Origin of the sequence: Aurantiacibacter flavus, from assembly GCF_039710615.1 — a bacterium.
GTDB lineage: Bacteria > Pseudomonadota > Alphaproteobacteria > Sphingomonadales > Sphingomonadaceae > Alteraurantiacibacter > Alteraurantiacibacter flavus.
In genome coordinates, this window is record NZ_JBDLBR010000001.1 from 659,661 (window position 1) to 676,062 (window position 16,402).

The 16,402-nt window shown below is 65.0% G+C and carries 14 protein-coding genes and 3 tRNA genes; 7 read left to right on the forward strand and 10 right to left on the reverse strand.

Going from position 1 to position 16,402, the window contains the following annotated elements; genetic code table 11:
- Positions 1–21 precede the first annotated feature (21 nt).
- The 3 genes from ABDJ38_RS03125 to ABDJ38_RS03135 are packed head-to-tail and all read left to right on the forward strand — an operon-like array spanning position 22 to position 5,457.
- Complete coding sequence (locus ABDJ38_RS03125; protein ID WP_346783615.1) at positions 22–1,101, forward strand: efflux RND transporter periplasmic adaptor subunit; 1,080 nt, start codon at positions 22–24, stop codon at positions 1,099–1,101.
- A gap of 4 nt (positions 1,102–1,105) precedes the next feature.
- A complete protein-coding gene (locus tag ABDJ38_RS03130) occupies positions 1,106–4,216 on the forward strand; it encodes an efflux RND transporter permease subunit (protein ID WP_346783616.1) in 3,111 nt (1,036 codons plus the stop codon).
- Between the two features lie 2 nt (positions 4,217–4,218).
- Complete coding sequence (locus tag ABDJ38_RS03135; protein ID WP_346783617.1) at positions 4,219–5,457, forward strand: TolC family protein; 1,239 nt, start codon at positions 4,219–4,221, stop codon at positions 5,455–5,457.
- A gap of 94 nt (positions 5,458–5,551) precedes the next feature.
- On the opposite strand, the gene ABDJ38_RS03140 is transcribed toward ABDJ38_RS03135, so the two are convergent.
- The 4 genes from ABDJ38_RS03140 to ABDJ38_RS03155 form a co-directional block, all read right to left on the reverse strand.
- Positions 5,552–5,628 (reverse strand) — tRNA-Pro (locus tag ABDJ38_RS03140).
- Positions 5,629–5,658: 30 nt separating this feature from the next.
- Positions 5,659–5,735, reverse strand: a tRNA-Ile gene (locus ABDJ38_RS03145).
- Between the two features lie 72 nt (positions 5,736–5,807).
- Positions 5,808–6,806 carry a polysaccharide deacetylase family protein gene (locus ABDJ38_RS03150; protein ID WP_346783915.1) on the reverse strand — a complete coding sequence of 333 codons (999 nt, stop codon included), beginning with the start codon at positions 6,804–6,806 and terminating at the stop codon, positions 5,808–5,810.
- 44 nt (positions 6,807–6,850) lie between these two features.
- Complete coding sequence (locus tag ABDJ38_RS03155) at positions 6,851–8,635, reverse strand: histidine kinase dimerization/phospho-acceptor domain-containing protein (RefSeq protein ID WP_346783618.1); 1,785 nt, start codon at positions 8,633–8,635, stop codon at positions 6,851–6,853.
- Between the two features lie 259 nt (positions 8,636–8,894).
- Here ABDJ38_RS03155 and ABDJ38_RS03160 point away from each other — a divergent pair, with 259 nt between their 5' ends.
- The gene (locus ABDJ38_RS03160; protein ID WP_346783619.1) at positions 8,895–9,359 is read left to right on the forward strand and encodes an Lrp/AsnC family transcriptional regulator; all 465 of its coding nucleotides are present in this window, start codon (positions 8,895–8,897) and stop codon (positions 9,357–9,359) included.
- A gap of 25 nt (positions 9,360–9,384) precedes the next feature.
- Here the strand turns inward: ABDJ38_RS03160 and ABDJ38_RS03165 are convergent, their stop codons facing one another.
- The 5 genes from ABDJ38_RS03165 to ABDJ38_RS03185 form a co-directional block, all read right to left on the reverse strand.
- On the reverse strand, positions 9,385–9,735 hold the full coding sequence (locus ABDJ38_RS03165; protein ID WP_346783620.1) for a hypothetical protein: 351 nt from the start codon (positions 9,733–9,735) through the stop codon (positions 9,385–9,387).
- A 47-nt stretch (positions 9,736–9,782) separates the two neighbouring features.
- A complete protein-coding gene (accC, locus tag ABDJ38_RS03170; protein ID WP_346783621.1) occupies positions 9,783–11,132 on the reverse strand; it encodes an acetyl-CoA carboxylase biotin carboxylase subunit in 1,350 nt (449 codons plus the stop codon).
- The gene (accB, locus tag ABDJ38_RS03175; RefSeq protein WP_346783622.1) at positions 11,132–11,623 is read right to left on the reverse strand and encodes an acetyl-CoA carboxylase biotin carboxyl carrier protein; all 492 of its coding nucleotides are present in this window, start codon (positions 11,621–11,623) and stop codon (positions 11,132–11,134) included. Before accB ends, accC begins: the two co-directional genes overlap by 1 nt.
- Positions 11,624–11,717: 94 nt before the next feature.
- The gene (aroQ, locus tag ABDJ38_RS03180) at positions 11,718–12,152 is read right to left on the reverse strand and encodes a type II 3-dehydroquinate dehydratase (RefSeq protein WP_346783623.1); all 435 of its coding nucleotides are present in this window, start codon (positions 12,150–12,152) and stop codon (positions 11,718–11,720) included.
- Positions 12,153–12,281: 129 nt separating this feature from the next.
- On the reverse strand, positions 12,282–12,695 hold the full coding sequence (locus ABDJ38_RS03185) for a holin family protein (protein ID WP_346783624.1): 414 nt from the start codon (positions 12,693–12,695) through the stop codon (positions 12,282–12,284).
- 133 nt (positions 12,696–12,828) lie between these two features.
- Between ABDJ38_RS03185 and ABDJ38_RS03190 the strand changes: the two genes are divergently transcribed.
- Positions 12,829–14,136: a cytochrome b/b6 domain-containing protein gene (locus ABDJ38_RS03190; RefSeq protein ID WP_346783625.1), complete on the forward strand. Its 1,308-nt coding sequence runs from the start codon at positions 12,829–12,831 to the stop codon at positions 14,134–14,136.
- 25 nt (positions 14,137–14,161) lie between these two features.
- On the opposite strand, the gene ABDJ38_RS03195 is transcribed toward ABDJ38_RS03190, so the two are convergent.
- Positions 14,162–14,238: transfer RNA gene (locus tag ABDJ38_RS03195), tRNA-Pro, on the reverse strand.
- A gap of 224 nt (positions 14,239–14,462) precedes the next feature.
- Here ABDJ38_RS03195 and yajC point away from each other — a divergent pair.
- Together yajC and secD are read left to right on the forward strand one after the other, a co-directional pair.
- Positions 14,463–14,783, forward strand: a complete 321-nt coding sequence (gene yajC / locus ABDJ38_RS03200; RefSeq protein ID WP_346783626.1) for a preprotein translocase subunit YajC — start codon at positions 14,463–14,465, stop codon at positions 14,781–14,783.
- A 20-nt stretch (positions 14,784–14,803) separates the two neighbouring features.
- Positions 14,804–16,399, forward strand: a complete 1,596-nt coding sequence (secD, locus tag ABDJ38_RS03205) for a protein translocase subunit SecD (RefSeq protein ID WP_346783627.1) — start codon at positions 14,804–14,806, stop codon at positions 16,397–16,399.
- The last annotated feature ends 3 nt before the right edge of the window (positions 16,400–16,402 follow it).

Genomic DNA, 16,402 nt, shown 5'->3' on the forward strand with positions numbered 1-16,402 from the left:
TCGCCGCCCACATCGGCGGATATGAAACCGCACCGCCTCCTCCCGCTCGCCGCGCTAGTCGTGCTTCTGGCACTGCCAGCTTGCTCCGATGATGCCCCCGCCGATACGCAGGCCGATGCTGCGACCCCTGCCTCACAGACTCCGGAGATAGAAACCGCCACGGCTGAGGCCACCAGTTCGCAGCCGCTCGGCACGGTGCCGGCAACAGTGACGCTGCCGCCCGAAGCGCGGGTGGCGGTTACCTCGCCTTTCCCGGGCGCGGCGGTGCGGGTGTTCGTGATCGAGGGGCAGGGCGTTTCGCGAGGGCAACCGCTCGCGATTGTCCGCGCGGCCGAACCCTTGCGTATCGGAGCTGACCTCGCGCGGGCGAACAGCGAGGTGCGCCTCGCCGAAGCGCAGGCCGCGCGGCTTGAGCAACTGGCCGAGGAAGGGATCATTGCGCAGGCCCGTGCGGATGAGGCGAAAGCGCGTCTCGAGCAGGCACGCGTCACCTCTTCGGAGAACCGCCGCCTCGTCTCGCTGGCAGGCGCGGGTCCGGACGGCACGATGACGCTGCGTGCGCCGATTGGCGGGCGTATGTCGCATGTCGGTGTCGAGACCGGAGGGCCGGTCGATCTTATGAGCGCACCCTTCGTGATCGAGGCGACGAGCAGCTACCAGCTTGACCTCGCGCTGCCCGAACGGCTTGCCGGTGCCGTGCGCCCCGGTATGGCTATCGAGCTGCGCCTGCCGCAGGATGGCGGCGAGACGTTGACGGTCGGCGGACAGATCGTGTCGGTCGCGCCATCGATCGATCCCGCAACCCGTTCGGTGATGGCCAAGGCCAGTATCGGCTCCGCGCCCGGTCTTGTGTCGGGGCAGAACGTGATGGCGGTGATTATCGCCTCCGCGAGTGAGGAGGGGGTGTCGGTGCCAAGCCGCGCCGTCACCCGGATTGGCGGCGAGCCCCATGTCTTTGTGAGCGACGGCGATGGCTTCAAGCCGCGTGCCGTGATGGTGCTGGCAGAAGCGGGCGACCGGACGGTGCTGTCGGCAGGCCTGAAGGCTGGCGAAGTCGTCGCCACCAGCGGCATTGCCGAACTCAAGGCAACGGCGGAGTAAGCCGATGCTGCGCAAGCTGACCGAAAAAGCGCTCGAACTGCGCCTCGCCGTGATCGGCCTTGCCGCTGTGTTGGCGGGGATTGGCGGCTGGGCCTTCGCGACCCTGCCGATCGACGCCTTCCCCGATATCAGCACCACGCAGGTGAAGATAATCCTCAAGGCCCCCGGCATGACGCCCGAGGAGGTCGAAACCCGCGTCATCACGCCGATCGAGATGGAGATGCTCGGCATTCCCGATCAGAGCGTGCTGCGCTCGGTCGCCAAATATGCGATTGCCGATATCACCATCGACTTTGCCGACGGGACCGACATCTACTGGGCGCGCCAGCAGGTTGCCGAGCGCCTGACTGCGGTGATGGCTGATCTGCCCGCCACGGTGGAGGGCGGGATGGCCCCGATCTCCACTCCGCTCTCGGACATGTACATGTTCACGCTCGAAGGCCCGCAAAGCCTCGCGGAAAAGCGGCGCGTGCTCGACTGGATCGTGCGCCCCGCCCTGCGCACCGTGCCCGGGGTCGCCGATGTCAACGCGCTGGGCGGCTATGTCGAGACATTCGAAGTGGCCCCCGATAGTGCCGCGCTGGCAACAGCGGGACTGAGCACAGCCGACCTCGCCGCCGCCATCGACGCGGGCAACCGCAACGATGGCGCAGGCCGTCTCACCACGGGCGAGGAGGCGTTGATCGTCCGCTCCACCGGCGCGATCCGCACGCTGGACGACCTTGCCAACACGGTCGTGCGGACAGAGACGGGCGGAGCGATCCGCATTGGCGACATTGCGCAGGTGCGCATGGGCAGCCTCACCCGCTATGGCGCTGTAACCAAGAACGGCACGGGCGAGGCGGTGCAGGGCCTCGTCATCGGCTTGCGCGGGGCAGACGCCTCCAAGGTCGTGGCCGGGGTGAAGGAACGCCTCACCGAGATTGAGGCGACCTTGCCCGAGGGCATGAGCGTCGCCCCGTTCTATGACCGCTCCAACCTGATCGGGAGCGCGGTCGGCACGGTCGAGAGCGCGCTGCTCGAAGCGACTGTGCTGGTGGTGATCCTGCTGCTGCTGTTCCTCGGCGATGTGCGCGCTTCGGTTATCGTGGCGCTGGCCTTGCCGATGGCGGCGCTGCTGACCTTCATCTTCATGCGCTCCATCGGGCTGACCGCAAACCTGATGAGCCTTGGCGGCCTCGCCATTGCGGTGGGGATGCTGGTCGACGGGGCCGTGGTGGTGGTCGAGAACATCGTCGAGCGCTTGTCCGACGAGGACCACGCGCGGAGCAGCAAGCTGCACAACGTGTTCGTTGCCACCGCCGAGGTGGCCAAGCCCGTCGCCTCGGGGCTGGCGATTATCGCTATCGTGTTCCTGCCGCTGCTGACGCTTGAGGGGCTCGAAGGCAAGCTGTTCTCGCCCGTCGCGCTCACCATCGTGCTGGCTCTGGCATCGGCCCTGCTGCTGTCGCTCACGCTAATCCCGGTGCTGTCGTTTTACCTGCTAAAGGTGAAGGCCGGCGCGCACGAGCCATGGCTGATGCGCAAGCTGTCGCCCCGCTATGCCAGCGTGCTGGCCGGATCGTTTTCCCGCAAGAAGCTGGTGTTCGCCGTCGCAGGGGTTTCGCTGGGGCTGACGGCCTTTGCCTACACGGTGACCGGAAAGACCTTCCTGCCGGTGATGGACGAAGGCTCGGTAGTGATGCAGCTCGCCAAGCTGCCCTCGATCTCGCTCGACCACTCGGTCGAGGGCGATCTCGCCGTCCAGCGCGCGATCATGGCCGAGGTGCCCGAGGTCGAGGCGATCATCATGCGCGTGGGCTCCGACGAGCTTGGGCTCGATCCGATGGGCCTCAACGAAAGCGATGGCTTCCTGCAACTGAAGCCGCGCGAGGAATGGCGGGTGCAGGACAAGGAGTGGCTCGTCGACCAGCTGCGCGAGGTGATGGAGCGTTTCCCCGGCATCGAGCCGAGCTTCACCCAGCCGATCGACATGCGCACCTCGGAAATGCTGACCGGCGCACGCGGTGATCTGGCGATCAAGCTGTTCGGCCCGGACCTCAATGAGCTGTCCCGCCTCTCGGGCGAGATTCAGGCGCGGCTCGAGACGCTTGAAGGCACCAGCGAAGCGATGACCGTTGCCAACGATCTGGTCGACTACCTCCAGCTCGACATCGACCGCGTCGCCGCCGGACGGCTCGGCATGCCGGTGAGCGACCTGCAGGACATGATGCGCGCGCAGGTCGAAGGCGTAAATGCGGGTGTGGTATCTGAAGGCGTGCGCCGTGTGCCGATCATGCTGCGCGCCGATGGCATGCGCGAGGCGAGCCCGCAGGTGTTCGCCGACCAGCTTTATCGCGCGCCCTCGGGCCAGCTCGTGCGCGCGAGCGACGTTGCGCACATCACCCGCACTGAGGGGCCGGTGAAGCTCGAACACGAGAACGGCTCGCGCTATGCGATGGTGCAGGCCTTCGTCACCGGGCGCGATCTGGTCGGCTATGTCGAGGAGGCGCGCGCCGACATCGCCGCCAATGTGCCGCTTCCGCCCGGCTACCGGCTGGTGTGGGGTGGGCAGTTCGAAAATCAGCAGCGCGCCAGCGCCCGCCTCGCGGTGGTGCTGCCGATCTCGATCCTGCTGATCTTTGCGATCCTTTATCTGACGCTCGGTTCGCTGCGCGCCTCGGTGCTGATCCTGCTCAACATCCCCTTTGCCATGGTCGGGGGGATGATTGCGCTGGCGCTGTCGGGCGAATATCTCTCGGTTCCGGCCTCGGTCGGCTTCATCGCGCTGCTCGGCATCGCCGTGCTCAACGGGCTGGTGATGGTGACCTATATCCGCCAGCTGCGCGAAGGCGGGATGACGCTGGCCGAAGCGGTGCGGTGCGGGGCCGAGCGGCGCTTGCGGCCCGTGCTGATGACCGCCTCGGTCGCCGCCTTCGGCCTTGTCCCGCTGCTGTTCGCGACGGGGCCGGGATCGGAGATTCAGAAGCCGCTCGCCATCGTGGTGATCGGCGGGCTGGTCTCGGCCACGCTGCTCACGCTCATCATGCTGCCGATTCTTTACGAACGCTTCGGTGAAAGCCGCGCGGAGCGCGAGGCGGGCGATCTTGCCCAGGCCGAACGGGAGGGCCAATAATCATGCGCTTGTTCGCCAGCGGCCGCGCCGCGCTGCCTTTCCTCGCTCTCGCCATGGCTGCACCGCTCGCCGCCGAACCGGGCCTGCCCGACGAAGCCGCCGTTGCCGGTGCGCTGATCGACCACCCGGCAGTGGCCGCCGCCCGGGAGCGTCTTGCAGCGAGCCGCGCCGGCGCCGATGCCCGCGCGGTCGGTCCGCACGAAGTCACTGTGTCGGGCAGCTACAACCGCCGCACCATCGACCGCGAGGGCACCTTCGACGAGTTCGACACCCAGCTGACCCGTGCCATCCGCCTGCCCGGCAAGGCCCGGCTCGACCGCGAGATCGGCGTCTATGCAGTAGATGCAGCCGAGAACATGGCCGAAGACGTACGCCATCAGGCGGCGCTCTTGTTGGCGAGCTATTGGTGGGACTGGCTCGGCGCCGCTGCCGAGGCCGAGGTCGACCGGCAAGCGGTCACGAACTATGAGCAGGCGCTGGCTGCGGTGACGCGGCGTGTGGAGCTGGGCGATGCGCCGCAGCTGGAGGCTGATCAGGCGCGCGCTGCGCTCGGCGCGGCGCGGATCAGGGCCGAGCAGTCAACCGGGCGTGCCGATCTGGCGCAGGCGCGGCTACGGGCGCAGTTTCCCTCGTTGCCGCTGCCTGTCGATGCCCCCGCGATCCCGCCGCCAGCAATGCGCGAGGCCGAGCTTGCCGGCTATCGCGACCAGATCATCGCCAACAGCCACGAGATTGCCGTCGCCGAGGCCGAAGCGCGCCGCGCCGCCGCCTATGCCGACCGCTTGCGGCTCGACCGGGTGGCCGATCCATCGGTCGGCATTCGCCTGTTTTCGGAGCGGGGCGGAGCCGAGCAGGGGGCAGGGCTCGTCTTCTCGATGCCGCTGGGCGGACGCCACCGTTCGGCCTTGGCCGACGAAGCGGGCTCCTCGGCGAGCGCGGCGCTGGCAGAAGAGCGGCTGGCACGTTTCGCGGTTGAGGAAACCGCGAGCGCGGATCTGGCCGAAGCGCGCTTCCGCCTGTCGGCCTGGGAGCGCGCGCGGGAAAGCCTCGCTGCGCAGATGGAGGTGCTCGTGAAGCTGCGCCGTGGCAACGAGCTGGGTGAGATTGGGCTGGCCGACATGCTGTTGGGCGAGCGCTTGGTCCACGATGCTTTCAACGCCGAGGTGGTTGCGCGCACCGATGCGCAGCGGGCGATCACGAAGCTGCGGATCGACGCGCATGAACTGTGGTTGCGGGACTGACGGCGAGACGCTTTATGGAAAGGTCGCGGCGCGTTGGCGCACCAGGCCTCGCTGGAAGTGCGAACATTCCCGATCCGCGCTCGCGTAGATTGATTGGTCGGGGAGACAGGATTCGAACCTGCGACCCTCTGTTCCCAAAACAGATGCGCTACCAGGCTGCGCCACTCCCCGACCGGGATCATTCGCGGATGACAACAAGGCTGGTGGGCCCGGCAGGACTCGAACCCGCGACCTAGCCGTTATGAGCGGCCAGCTCTAACCAACTGAGCTACAGGCCCCGCCTTGTCAGCGCGAAATGGGCCGATAGCCTGTGCAGCCGCGTGCGGCAAGAACTTCGCGTCATTGCCTGGCTAACGCGCCACCGCCGCCAGCACGTCGGCTACCGAGGAGGGCCTGGCGCCGCGCAGCTCGCAATAGGCGAGCACGCGCCGCCACCAGTCGTAAAGTTGGGCAAGATCGTCCTCGGTGCGGACATAGGGCGTGTGGCCGGGCGCCAGCGACGGGCTATGGAACGAGAAAATCAGTACCGGCAATTCAGCATCGAGCGCCATGTCGATCCCGCGAATGGCCTCCTCCACGCCCACGCCTTCGGGGGTCAGCGGAATGCGCTCGAGCAGGCCCAGCCGCGATAGCACCCCGCGCGCCTGCGGCATGCGCCACATCCGGGGATAGATCACATCACCCAGTTCGCGCAGCAGCCCCCAGAACGTCGTCGTGAGCGGCAGTTCGAGCATGGTCTGCGCATCGTCGAGCCAGTAAGGTTTGAGCGGGTGTTGACGATAGTCGGGGCCGCTGCTCGCGGCATAGTCGAACTTGGCGCGCACCGAGGTGTCTATCGCGATGCCATTGGCCTGAAGGATCTCCGCCGTGCGCGGGCCGAGGCCGTAGCGCCCCGCGCGATAGATCAGCGGGGCAGCGCCGAACTGCGCCTCAATCCGGTCGCGCAGGCGGGCAAATTTGTCGGCCTCCAGCGCGTAAGGGAGGTTTCCCGCAAAGCTGTTGGTCGGCGTCACCTCTTCGGTGAACGGCGGGTTGACCCAAGGATGCAATTGGACGCCCACTTCCGCGCGTCCGGCGGCGATTGGCGCGCGCAGGATTTCGCCAGCCAGCTCGCAGGTGGCGATCGGCCAGTCGACCAGATAGATCGGCACGACGCCCATCTCTTCGCAGAACTGTTGGAACTGGGCGATCCGCGACACATGATCGAGCCCATAGCCCTCGCGTCGCAGCGGCTTGTTCCAGTCGAATTCCTCTTCGGTATCGACAGTGAGCAGGTAGCGCACCTTGCTATCGGAGAATCGGGCAAGAGCCTGTGCAGGTGGCGGGTCTAACAGGCTTCGCAGGGCCACCAAATCTACTCCTGATGCACCGGAGCCCCCTATGCGCCGGTTACCTAGCGCGTGCTATTGGCCTGCGCTCCAGCGGTCAATAATCCGCCACCTGTTAGCGGCAGGTGAAGACTTACCTGCGAATCGGTAAAGGTCAGCGTGCCGCCAGCTGCCTTGGCTTCTGCTGCAGCCAGATCAAGTGCGAAGCGCGGGCCGAACACACCCGAGCTGAGCGCACCCCGGCGCTTTTCGTCGAAGGCATCGAGATCGCGCAGCGAATCGGGCAGTTTGCCGGTGAGATGGGCCGCCTTTCCGCGCTGCTCCAGCTTCAGGGTGAGCGTCTCGGAAGGCGCAAGCGCACCTGCCATTGTGGCGAGCAGTCGCCAGGCTAGCAACCGTGTCTCGCTGCGGGCAATGCCAAGCGGAAACGGGCCGCCGGTTGTTTCCAGTTCGATCGTGGCATCACGCGGTTCGAGCACGGGGCGCAGGCGGCGCAGGGTTTCGCCGAAGACCTCGGCCAGGTCGCTCTCGCCGTCTTCCAGCTTCGCCGCCCCGGTCTGCAACCGGGCCAATCGGTCAAGCTCGTCGAACCCTGCAAGCAGACGCGCCGCATCGACCGAGATGGCAGCGGCATGGGCGCGATATTCGTGCGGCGCGGGGCCGAACACCTGCTGTTGGATGACCTCGGCAAAACCCTGGATCGCCCCCACCGGGGTGCGCAACTCGTGGAGCATCTGCCGCATCCGGTCGGCTACGGAATCCTCCGGCTCTTGCGTTTCGGTCGCGCTTGAACGCAAGGGGCGGCGCAGGCGGCAGCGATAGCCGGCGAAGTTTCCGCGCGGGCGTTCGAAGATCGGGGCGGCCTCGACCAGCCATTCGCCGCCGAGACGGCCACGCCCCTTGAGCGTGATTCGCCCCGAATGGATCGGCTGATGAAGGCGAAAGGCCGGGGTCAGGCCTTCACCGAAGCTTACGAGCGGGCCGGGATGGGCGCCGGTAAGCAGCATGCCCAGGGTTTCCGACATGACCGGATCGCTTGCCGCCACCACGCGCCCCTCGGCATCGGTGACGGCGTCGAAGGCCATCACGCTGTTGGAGGTCTCGCCGGCAGGTGTATCTCCCAGCGGCAGGCGCGGGGCGAGCACTGGCGCGCGCCGTGCGGTGCGATAGTTCTCGATACGCTCGATGATCTCGCCGATCGCCCGTGGCTCTGCGGCAGGCGGGGCAGGCTCGTGCGTTGGTTCGACGACGAGGAGCGGCTCGATGGCGGTGGGTGCAGCCGGAGGAAGCGGGGCAGCCGAGGGTTTCGTCTTTGCCGGAGTGGCGTCGTCGGTCAGGTCGTCGACTTGGTCTTCGCGCATGGAGGCGGGGTTTTCCTGCTCCACCACGTCCGCCTGCGCCGGGCGTGCTGCATGCGAAAGCACCAGGTCGCCGATGCCGAGCTGCGCGAGCAGAGCATTGGCGCTGGCGGGCAGGTCGCGGCGATGCCGCAGAAATCCGCGTGAAGCGACTGGCAGACTGGGGATCAATGCGAGCCAATCGGCCTCGGCGAGTCGCGCGGTCGCCATGGCTGCGGCGCCGATCCGTGGTTCGCCTTCTGCGAGCAGCGCAACCAACCGGGGATTGCGCAACCTGAGGCCGCTCTCGCGCAGGATTCGGACCTGTTCGTCAGGCGGAATTTGCTGCTGCAATTCTGCGAGCCGTGTAAATCCCTGCTCGCCCAGCGGGTTTACGACCTGATCGTCACGCAGCGTGCCGAGCAAGTCGAGCAACTGGCGAAACTGCGTACGCTTTCCCGCTTGTCCGAGCGCAGTCATGCGCAACACGGTGGCAAGGCGGTCATCGAACAAGGGTGGTGCGCTCCGCGAAAGGGATGAAGAATCCAGACGAACCCGGCATTACCTCGCCCTCTCACGTTTGGCATGAGCGCTGGCAGCCGCCGTAGCAAAAAGGGACATCCCGAAAGGCGGATAATAACATTTCCGCACAACAGGCTTGCGCATTCCGGTTGTTTCCTCAAGAAAGTTGCACTTGGATCCAGATCAGGTTGAGGTCTCGGCGCAGGTGGGCGCCGCTCTACAACCGTGATCAGCAAAGGGGGGCAAGCCTATGGGAACGCTGGACGCGATTGACCGGAAGTTGCTGGCTGAACTGCAAGCCGAGGGTCGGGTGACCAATGTTGACCTCGCGAGCCGCGTCGGCCTGACCGCGCCGCCTTGCCTGCGTCGGGTGCGCGCGCTGGAAGAAGACGGCGTGATTCGCGGCTATCACGCCGATCTCGATGCTTCGAAACTCGGCTATGCGATCACGGTGTTTGCGATGGTGTCGCTGCGCAGCCAGGCCGAAGAAGACCTGCGCGCCTTCGAATTGCACATGCGCGAACTGCCTGAGGTGCGCGAGTGCCACATGCTCAACGGCGAGATCGACTTCATCCTGAAGATCGTTAGCCACGATCTTCAGAGCTTTCAGGAATTCCTCACCAGCAAGCTGACGCCCGCGCCGAACGTGGCGAGCGTGAAGACCTCACTGACGATTCGCACGGCGAAGAACGAACCGGGGGTTCCGTTGGGTTAGCGGCGGATTGCATCAAGGGCGTTGCCTATGGTCCGTTGCGCCGCAGTGACCAAGCAATCAGCCTCAGGTGCAAGGCGAAAATACCGACAAACATTCCCCCCAAGATGAGAAACGCCGGGAGGACGGCATCCTCCTGTCCTTTGCGCGGCGCAAAGGTTAGCGAGCCGACGAATGCGCTTGTGAGCACCGCGCCCGCAAGCACGGGAATGAACGACAGGGCGACCGCGCGCGGGGCGGTCCAGTTGACTTGACCGCGAAAACCCCATTGCATCGGCAATCTGGTATACTCGCGAAAACGCGCATTGCCACGTCGCGCCATGATTGCAAGTACGGCGAGTGCAACCACGACCGCTGCAAGATTAGCCAAGGCTGCCACTCACGGCACCCCCTTGTCCGCAAGGACAGAAGGAGGCGCCGGGTTGCTCACCCCTCGCGGGTCTCCAGCCACTCTTCGAGCCACTTGATCGTGTAGTCGCCGTTGATCACGTCCTCGTTCCGCACCAGCGCCTGATGCAGCGGAATCGAGGTCTTCACACCTTCGACGACCATCTCTTCGAGCGCGCGGCGAAGGCGCATCAGGCAGCCCTCGCGGGTGCGGCCGTAAACGATCAGCTTGGCGATCATAGAATCGTAGTAGGGCGGAATCGAATAGCCCGAGTAGAGCCCGCTATCGACGCGCACATGCATTCCGCCCGCCGGGTGATAGGCCGTGACCTTGCCCGGTGAGGGGGCGAAGGTGAACGGGTCTTCGGCGTTGATCCGGCACTCGATCGCGTGGCCCTTGAACTCCAGCTCGTCCTGCGTGACCGACAGCGGCTTGCCGTCGGCGACGCGGATCTGCTCGCGCACGAGGTCCACGCCGGTGATCGCTTCGGTCACCGGGTGTTCTACCTGCAGGCGGGTGTTCATCTCGATGAAGTAGAACTCGCCACCTTCCCACAGGAATTCGATCGTGCCGGCACCGCGATAGCCCATGTCTGCCATGGCCTTGGCCACGATCCCACCCATGCGCGCGCGCTCTTCCGGCGTGATGACGGGCGAGGGCGCTTCCTCGAACACCTTCTGATGCCGGCGCTGCAACGAACAGTCACGCTCGCCGAGGTGGATCGCGTTGCCCTTGCCGTCGCCGAACACCTGGAACTCGATGTGGCGCGGATTGCCGAGGTATTTCTCGACATACATCGTGTCGTCACCGAAGGCGGCCTTGGCTTCCGACTTCGCCTGATTGACGAGGTTTTCGAGGTTTTCGGGTCCGGGGATGACCTTCATGCCGCGCCCGCCGCCACCGGCTGCGGCCTTGACCAGCACCGGATAGCCGCATTCGGCGGCCACTTGACGGATTTCGTCCATCGTCTCGACCGCACCGGCAGAGCCGGGGACGAGCGGCAGCCCCAGTGCGCCCGCCGTCTTCTTGGCGGCGACCTTGTCGCCCATGGTTCGGATATGCTCGGGCTTGGGGCCGATCCAGATCAGGTCATGCGCCTCGACGATCTCGGCGAACTTCTCGTTCTCCGAGAGGAAGCCGTAGCCAGGGTGAATCGCGTCGGCACCGGTGATCTCCGCCGCCGAGATGATGGCCGCCTGGTTGAGATAGCTGTCTGTCGCCGAGGGCGGGCCGATGCACACGGCATGGTCGGCCAGCCGCACATGCATGGCCTCGGCGTCGGCGGTCGAGTGGACCGCGACTGTCTCGATGCCCATTTCGTGCGCGGCCCGGTGGACGCGCAGGGCGATCTCGCCGCGGTTCGCGATCAGTATGCGTTTGATGGCCATCAGTTCAGGATCACCAGCGGCTGGTCGAATTCGACCGGCTCGGCATTGTCGACGAGGATCTCGCCCACGGTGCCATCCTTGGGTGCGGTGATCGGGTTCATGACCTTCATCGCTTCGACGATCAGCAGCGTGTCGCCTGCCTTCACCTTGTCGCCCACCGCGATGAACGGCGGCGAGTTCGGCTCAGACGCCATATAGGCGGTGCCTACCATCGGCGACTTGACCGCGTTGGTAAGGTCGGTCGGCGCAGGGGCGGCCGGGGCAGCGGCGGGCGCAGGCGCTGCCGCCGCAGCAGTGACCGGCGCAGGCACGCTGACGCTAGCGGCAGGAGCCGCGATCATCTCGCGCGACAGCCGGATACGGCGATCGCCTTCCTCCACTTCGATTTCGGTCAGGCCCGTTTCACCCAGCAGCTCGGCCAGTTCGCGCACCAGCGCGGTGTCTACCGTCATGCCCGACTTACGGCCCGAAGCCGGCTTTGAATCTGCCATGCAATTCCTCAGTACTTGCGACTAATGATGACCGCCCGCGCTAGTGCCTGTCGCCCCGCATGGCAAGTGTGCGGTCAGGTTGGGGCGGGGCAGATCAGAGACGCGCTGCCGCCTCCAATGCGAGTTCGTATCCGTAAACGCCCATGCCGGTGATCGCGCCATTGGCGGCCATGCCAACATAGGAATGGTGGCGATAGGCCTCGCGCGCGGCCGGGTTGGAGATGTGCACCTCGATCACCGGCGTGGAGATCGAGCGGATTGCATCATAAAGTGCGAGGCTGGTGTGCGTGTAGGCCCCGGCGTTGAGGATAACGGCCTTGGCGCCATCGGCCTGGGCCTCGTGCAGCCAGTCGATCAGGTGGCCTTCGTGGTTCGACTGACGCATCTCGATCGCGAGGCCGAGCTGCGAGGCGCGTTCGTCGAGGCGAGCGGCGACATCGTCGAGCGTGTCGGAGCCATAGATCTCGGGTTCGCGTGTGCCGAGGAGGTTCAGGTTCGGGCCATTGAGGACAAAGATGGTCTGGGTCATGGCGCCTTGCATAGCCGCACTCGCCGTGGCCGCAAAGAGCCATGGGCAAGGCGGCTCGGCCAAGGTGTTACAGGTGTGACAGTGTCCAGATGAGAAAACCGGACGCTGTCACACCTCTTTGGGCTGGGCCTATTGGTCCACGCCCTTGATCTTGCCCCACTGGCGCGCGGCCGTGTAGCCGAGGTAGCCGGTGCCGAACAGCGCGTAGAGCGGCTCGGGCAGGCCATTGAGATAGGCGTTCATGCCGCTGGCGATGTCCTTCGCGGCAGAGGGGTTGAGCGCTGCAAGCACCCCCATCGGCAGCGCGAAGAGCAGCAGTGTGTACATAACATAGAGGAAGCTCGGTCGAGCACGGCTGGTCCACGGATCGGAAGATTGCGCTTCGGCGACGATAGCGGCCAGACGCGCCTGAATCGCCTCCATCTCCTGGGAGCCTTCAAGCCGCAGCAGTTCGAGCTTGGCGCGTTCGCGCGCCTGTGGATCGGGAATGATCTTATCGATCAGCGAGGCAATGGGGCCGATCAGGGTTTCGAGCAAAGCCATGTGGGTCTCCTTTGGTTAGAGGTTTCTACCTCGTGAACCAAAACGGCTCATGTAGGAAAGCGGTTAGGCAGTTGAAGATGTCAAATATTGGGTTATCACAAGCACACTTACGGGACGCGAAAAGGGGCTTTTGATGCTGGGCAGCACACAACATCGGTATTCGAGCGGGGCGATTCTGCTGCACTGGCTTCTGGCGCTGTTGCTGGCGGGCGAATTGGCGCTTGGCTTTGCCATGCCGCGCGATGCCAGCGGGTTCGAGCTGTATCAGCTGCACAAGTCGATCGGCATCACGATCCTGTTGCTCACCTTCGTGCGTCTTGGCTGGCGGTTTACCCATAGTCGTCCTCCGAAAATCGAGGGCGGGTTTACCGGCTTTCTCGCCAGCGCGGTGCATGTCGGCTTCTATGTGCTGATGATCGGGGTGCCGCTGACCGGCTGGGCGATCGTCTCGACCTCGGCGATCAGCGTGCCGACGATGGTGTTCGGCGTGGTGCCCTGGCCGCACTTGCCGCTCGACGCGGGAATGAACCACACGTTCGAGGAAGCGCACGAGATTCTCGCCAAGGTCGGCATAGGCCTGTTTGCGCTCCACGTGGTGGGGGCCTTGCGGCACCATTTCCTGATGCGGGATTCGCTGCTGGGCCGCATGGCGCCGGGCGGAGTGGCATCGGTGGCGCTTGGCCTCATGGTCGCAGTGATTGCGCTGTGGGCAGCGGTTTACTTCGGGATCGGTGGAAGCGCCGGGCACGAGCACGAAGGGGAAGAGCAGGAGCAGGATGTGACGCTGCCGCCCGATGGCTCGGAAGCCGAGGGGCGCGTTGCGCTCGACGCCGAGAATGTGGCGGAAGAAGAACCGACGGAAGATCTGGCCGACGAGGACGCAGAAGAGCCTGCCGATGACGAGGTGGTTGCCGAAGAGGAGCCAGCGGCCGAGGAGACCGAAACGGCTGGCCCTCCGCCATCGTGGACGATTCAGCCCGGCGGTACGCTTGGCTTCAATGTCGACAACGGCGGTATGGCGCTCAATGGCAGCTTCTCGCGTTGGAGCGGCACCATCGCGATGGATCCGGAAGCGCCCGAAAGCGCGCGCATCGCTATCGAGATCGACCTCTCCAGCGCCTCGCTTGGTGATGGCACCCAGAACGCCATGCTCAAGGGCCCGGACTTTCTCGGCGCCGGGGCGAATCCCACGGCGACCTGGCGCTCGACCAGCGTGCGCCGGGTCAGCGGCAATCGCTACACGGCTGATGGCACGCTCAACCTGAAGGGCGTGAGCCGCCCGCAGCGCATCGCCTTCACGCTTTCGGGTAGCGGCGCCCGGCGCTCGGTCAGCGGCACAGCAGCGATTGATCGCAAGGCGTTCAACGTCGGCACCGGCGATGCGGCGGAAAGCGTTGCCCCTACGGTGAACGTCAACTTCGCCTTCGATGCGGCACGCTAGAATAGGGAGTTGGGGGGATTTCCACTGGTCGGGACGACTGGATTCGAACCAGCGACCCCTACACCCCCAGTATAGTGCGCTACCAGACTGCGCCACGTCCCGATGCCAGTGGAAGCGCGCCTATAGGGAAGGCTCCGCGCCATGGCAAGCGGTTGGATTGGCAATCCGCACAGTTGGCCGAATTTGGCCTGATTGCCAGCCTAAGGCATTGCTGCTAGGCGCGGCAGCCACGCACCGGGGAGGGTGTTGTTGCTTGCGCCTTGGCCGGGCGATCTTACTTCTTCCCAAGCTATTCTGTTCATTCGTGCTGTCATTGGGCCGATCCTATGCTTGATATTCTTGCCGCCGGCGCCGCCGGTTCGTCGCCTCCCGGTTGGGTCCAGTTCCTGCCCATCGTCGGCATGATCGTGATATTCTGGTTTCTGATCTTTCGCCCGCAGATGAAGCGGCAGAAGGAACACGCCGCGAAAATTGCCGGGGTGAAAAAGAACGATCAGGTTGTGACCGCTGGCGGCGTGATCGGCAAGATCGTGCGGGTCGACGATGACTACGTCGATCTCGAAATTGCGCAGGGTGTGAAGATCAAGGTCGTCAAGAGCACGCTGGGCGACATCGTTCCGCCCGGCGGAAAACCTGCCAACGACTGATGCAACGGGTCAGATAAACCATGCTCGATTTTCCGCTCTGGAAGCGCATTTCGCTGTGGGGCGTTGCCCTGCTGGTGATTCTGGCCGCGCTGCCTTCTATCGCTTCGCTTTCAGGAGTGCGCTGGCCGTCCGGCTTGCCCGATCGGGAAGTGAACCTTGGCCTCGACATTGCCGGGGGTAGCCACATCCTGCTTGAGGCGCAGCCTTCGCAGGTGGCCGCGCAACGGCTGGAAACGCTGGAGGAATCGGTCCGCTCCACGTTGCGCGATGCCGAGCCGCGTATCCGGATCGGCGATATCTCGACCGCGAATGGCCGCCTGTCATTTATGCTCGACGATGCCTCGCAGGTCGATGCCGCGCGTGAAGAGCTGCTCCCGCTTATCAATGGATCGGGATTGATCCGCGAGTGGGATCTCGCCGTGAACGACGGCAACCGTTTCATCCTCACGCCGACCGCGCAGGGCCTTGAAGAGGCCGTCAGCAACGCGATGGATTCGGCGACCGAAGTGGTGCGCCGCCGTATCGACGCGCTCGGCACGCGCGAGCCGACCATCATCCGCCAGGGCGATAATCGCATTGTGGTGCAGGTGCCGGGCCTCGAAGACCCTGCGGCTCTTAAGGAACTGCTTGGCCAGACCGCCAATCTCGAATTCAAACTGGTCGATACCAACGCACTGCCTTCGGACATCGAGCAGGGCATTGCTCCCCCGGGCAGCGAGATTCTCGAAGGCGCTCCGGGTAGCGACTATGAAGGCCGGCGCATAGCGGTACGCCGTCTCGGCGGCATTCGCGGCGATACGCTTACCGGCGCACAGGGCACGGTCGACCCGCAGACCAACGAGAACGTGGTCACGATCCAGTTCGACCCGACCGGCGGTGCCCGCTTCGCCAAGCTTACCAGCGAGAACGTGAACCGTCCGTTCGCCATCATCCTCGACGATGAGGTGCTGTCCGCCCCGAACATCAACGAACCGATTATCGGCGGTTCCGCGCGAATTTCCGGCGGGTTTACGGCTGAGAGCGCCAACCAGCTGGCGATTCAGCTGCGCTCGGGTGCACTGCCTGTCGATCTGTCGGTGGTGGAAGAGCGGACAGTGGGGCCGGACCTCGGCGCCGATTCGATCAAGCGCGGCATGGTTGCCATGGGTATCGGCTCGCTGCTCGTCGTGGTGCTGATGATCGCTACCTATGGCCGCTTCGGCGTCTATGCGACGGCTGCGTTGGTCATCAACGTGCTGATGATCCTGGGGATCATGGCCTTGATGAGCACTACGCTTACCTTGCCTGGCATCGCCGGTTTCGTGCTCACCATCGGTGCGGCGGTTGACGCAAACGTGCTGATCAACGAGCGTATTCGCGAAGAACGAAAGCGAGGACGTCGCGTGTTCAACGCGGTGGAGACCGGCTACCGAGAAGCGACCCGCGCCATCTATGACGCCAACGCCACCAACTTCATCGCCGGTGTGCTGCTGTTCGCCTTCGGCTCGGGCCCTGTGCGCGGCTTCGCGGTGGTTCTGATCATCGGCCTGTTCACCAGCGTGTTCACGGCCGTGACGTTCACCCGGATGTGGGTGGCTGGCTGGCTTCGTAGCAAGCCGTCTGAAATCCACATTTGAGGG

Excerpts from the sequence above, each read along its gene's own strand:
- ABDJ38_RS03125 (WP_346783615.1), top strand. The coding sequence starts at position 22 with ATGAAACCGCACCGCCTCCTCCCGCTCGCCGCGCTAGTCGTGCTTCTG.
- ABDJ38_RS03130 (WP_346783616.1), top strand. The coding sequence starts at position 1,106 with ATGCTGCGCAAGCTGACCGAAAAAGCGCTCGAACTGCGCCTCGCCGTG.
- ABDJ38_RS03135 (WP_346783617.1), top strand. The coding sequence starts at position 4,219 with ATGCGCTTGTTCGCCAGCGGCCGCGCCGCGCTGCCTTTCCTCGCTCTC.
- ABDJ38_RS03160 (WP_346783619.1), top strand. The coding sequence starts at position 8,895 with ATGGGAACGCTGGACGCGATTGACCGGAAGTTGCTGGCTGAACTGCAA.
- accC (WP_346783621.1), bottom strand. The coding sequence starts at position 11,132 with ATGGCCATCAAACGCATACTGATCGCGAACCGCGGCGAGATCGCCCTG.
- accB (WP_346783622.1), bottom strand. The coding sequence starts at position 11,623 with ATGGCAGATTCAAAGCCGGCTTCGGGCCGTAAGTCGGGCATGACGGTA.
- aroQ (WP_346783623.1), bottom strand. The coding sequence starts at position 12,152 with ATGACCCAGACCATCTTTGTCCTCAATGGCCCGAACCTGAACCTCCTC.
- ABDJ38_RS03185 (WP_346783624.1), bottom strand. The coding sequence starts at position 12,695 with ATGGCTTTGCTCGAAACCCTGATCGGCCCCATTGCCTCGCTGATCGAT.
- ABDJ38_RS03190 (WP_346783625.1), top strand. The coding sequence starts at position 12,829 with ATGCTGGGCAGCACACAACATCGGTATTCGAGCGGGGCGATTCTGCTG.
- yajC (WP_346783626.1), top strand. The coding sequence starts at position 14,463 with ATGCTTGATATTCTTGCCGCCGGCGCCGCCGGTTCGTCGCCTCCCGGT.
- secD (WP_346783627.1), top strand. The coding sequence starts at position 14,804 with ATGCTCGATTTTCCGCTCTGGAAGCGCATTTCGCTGTGGGGCGTTGCC.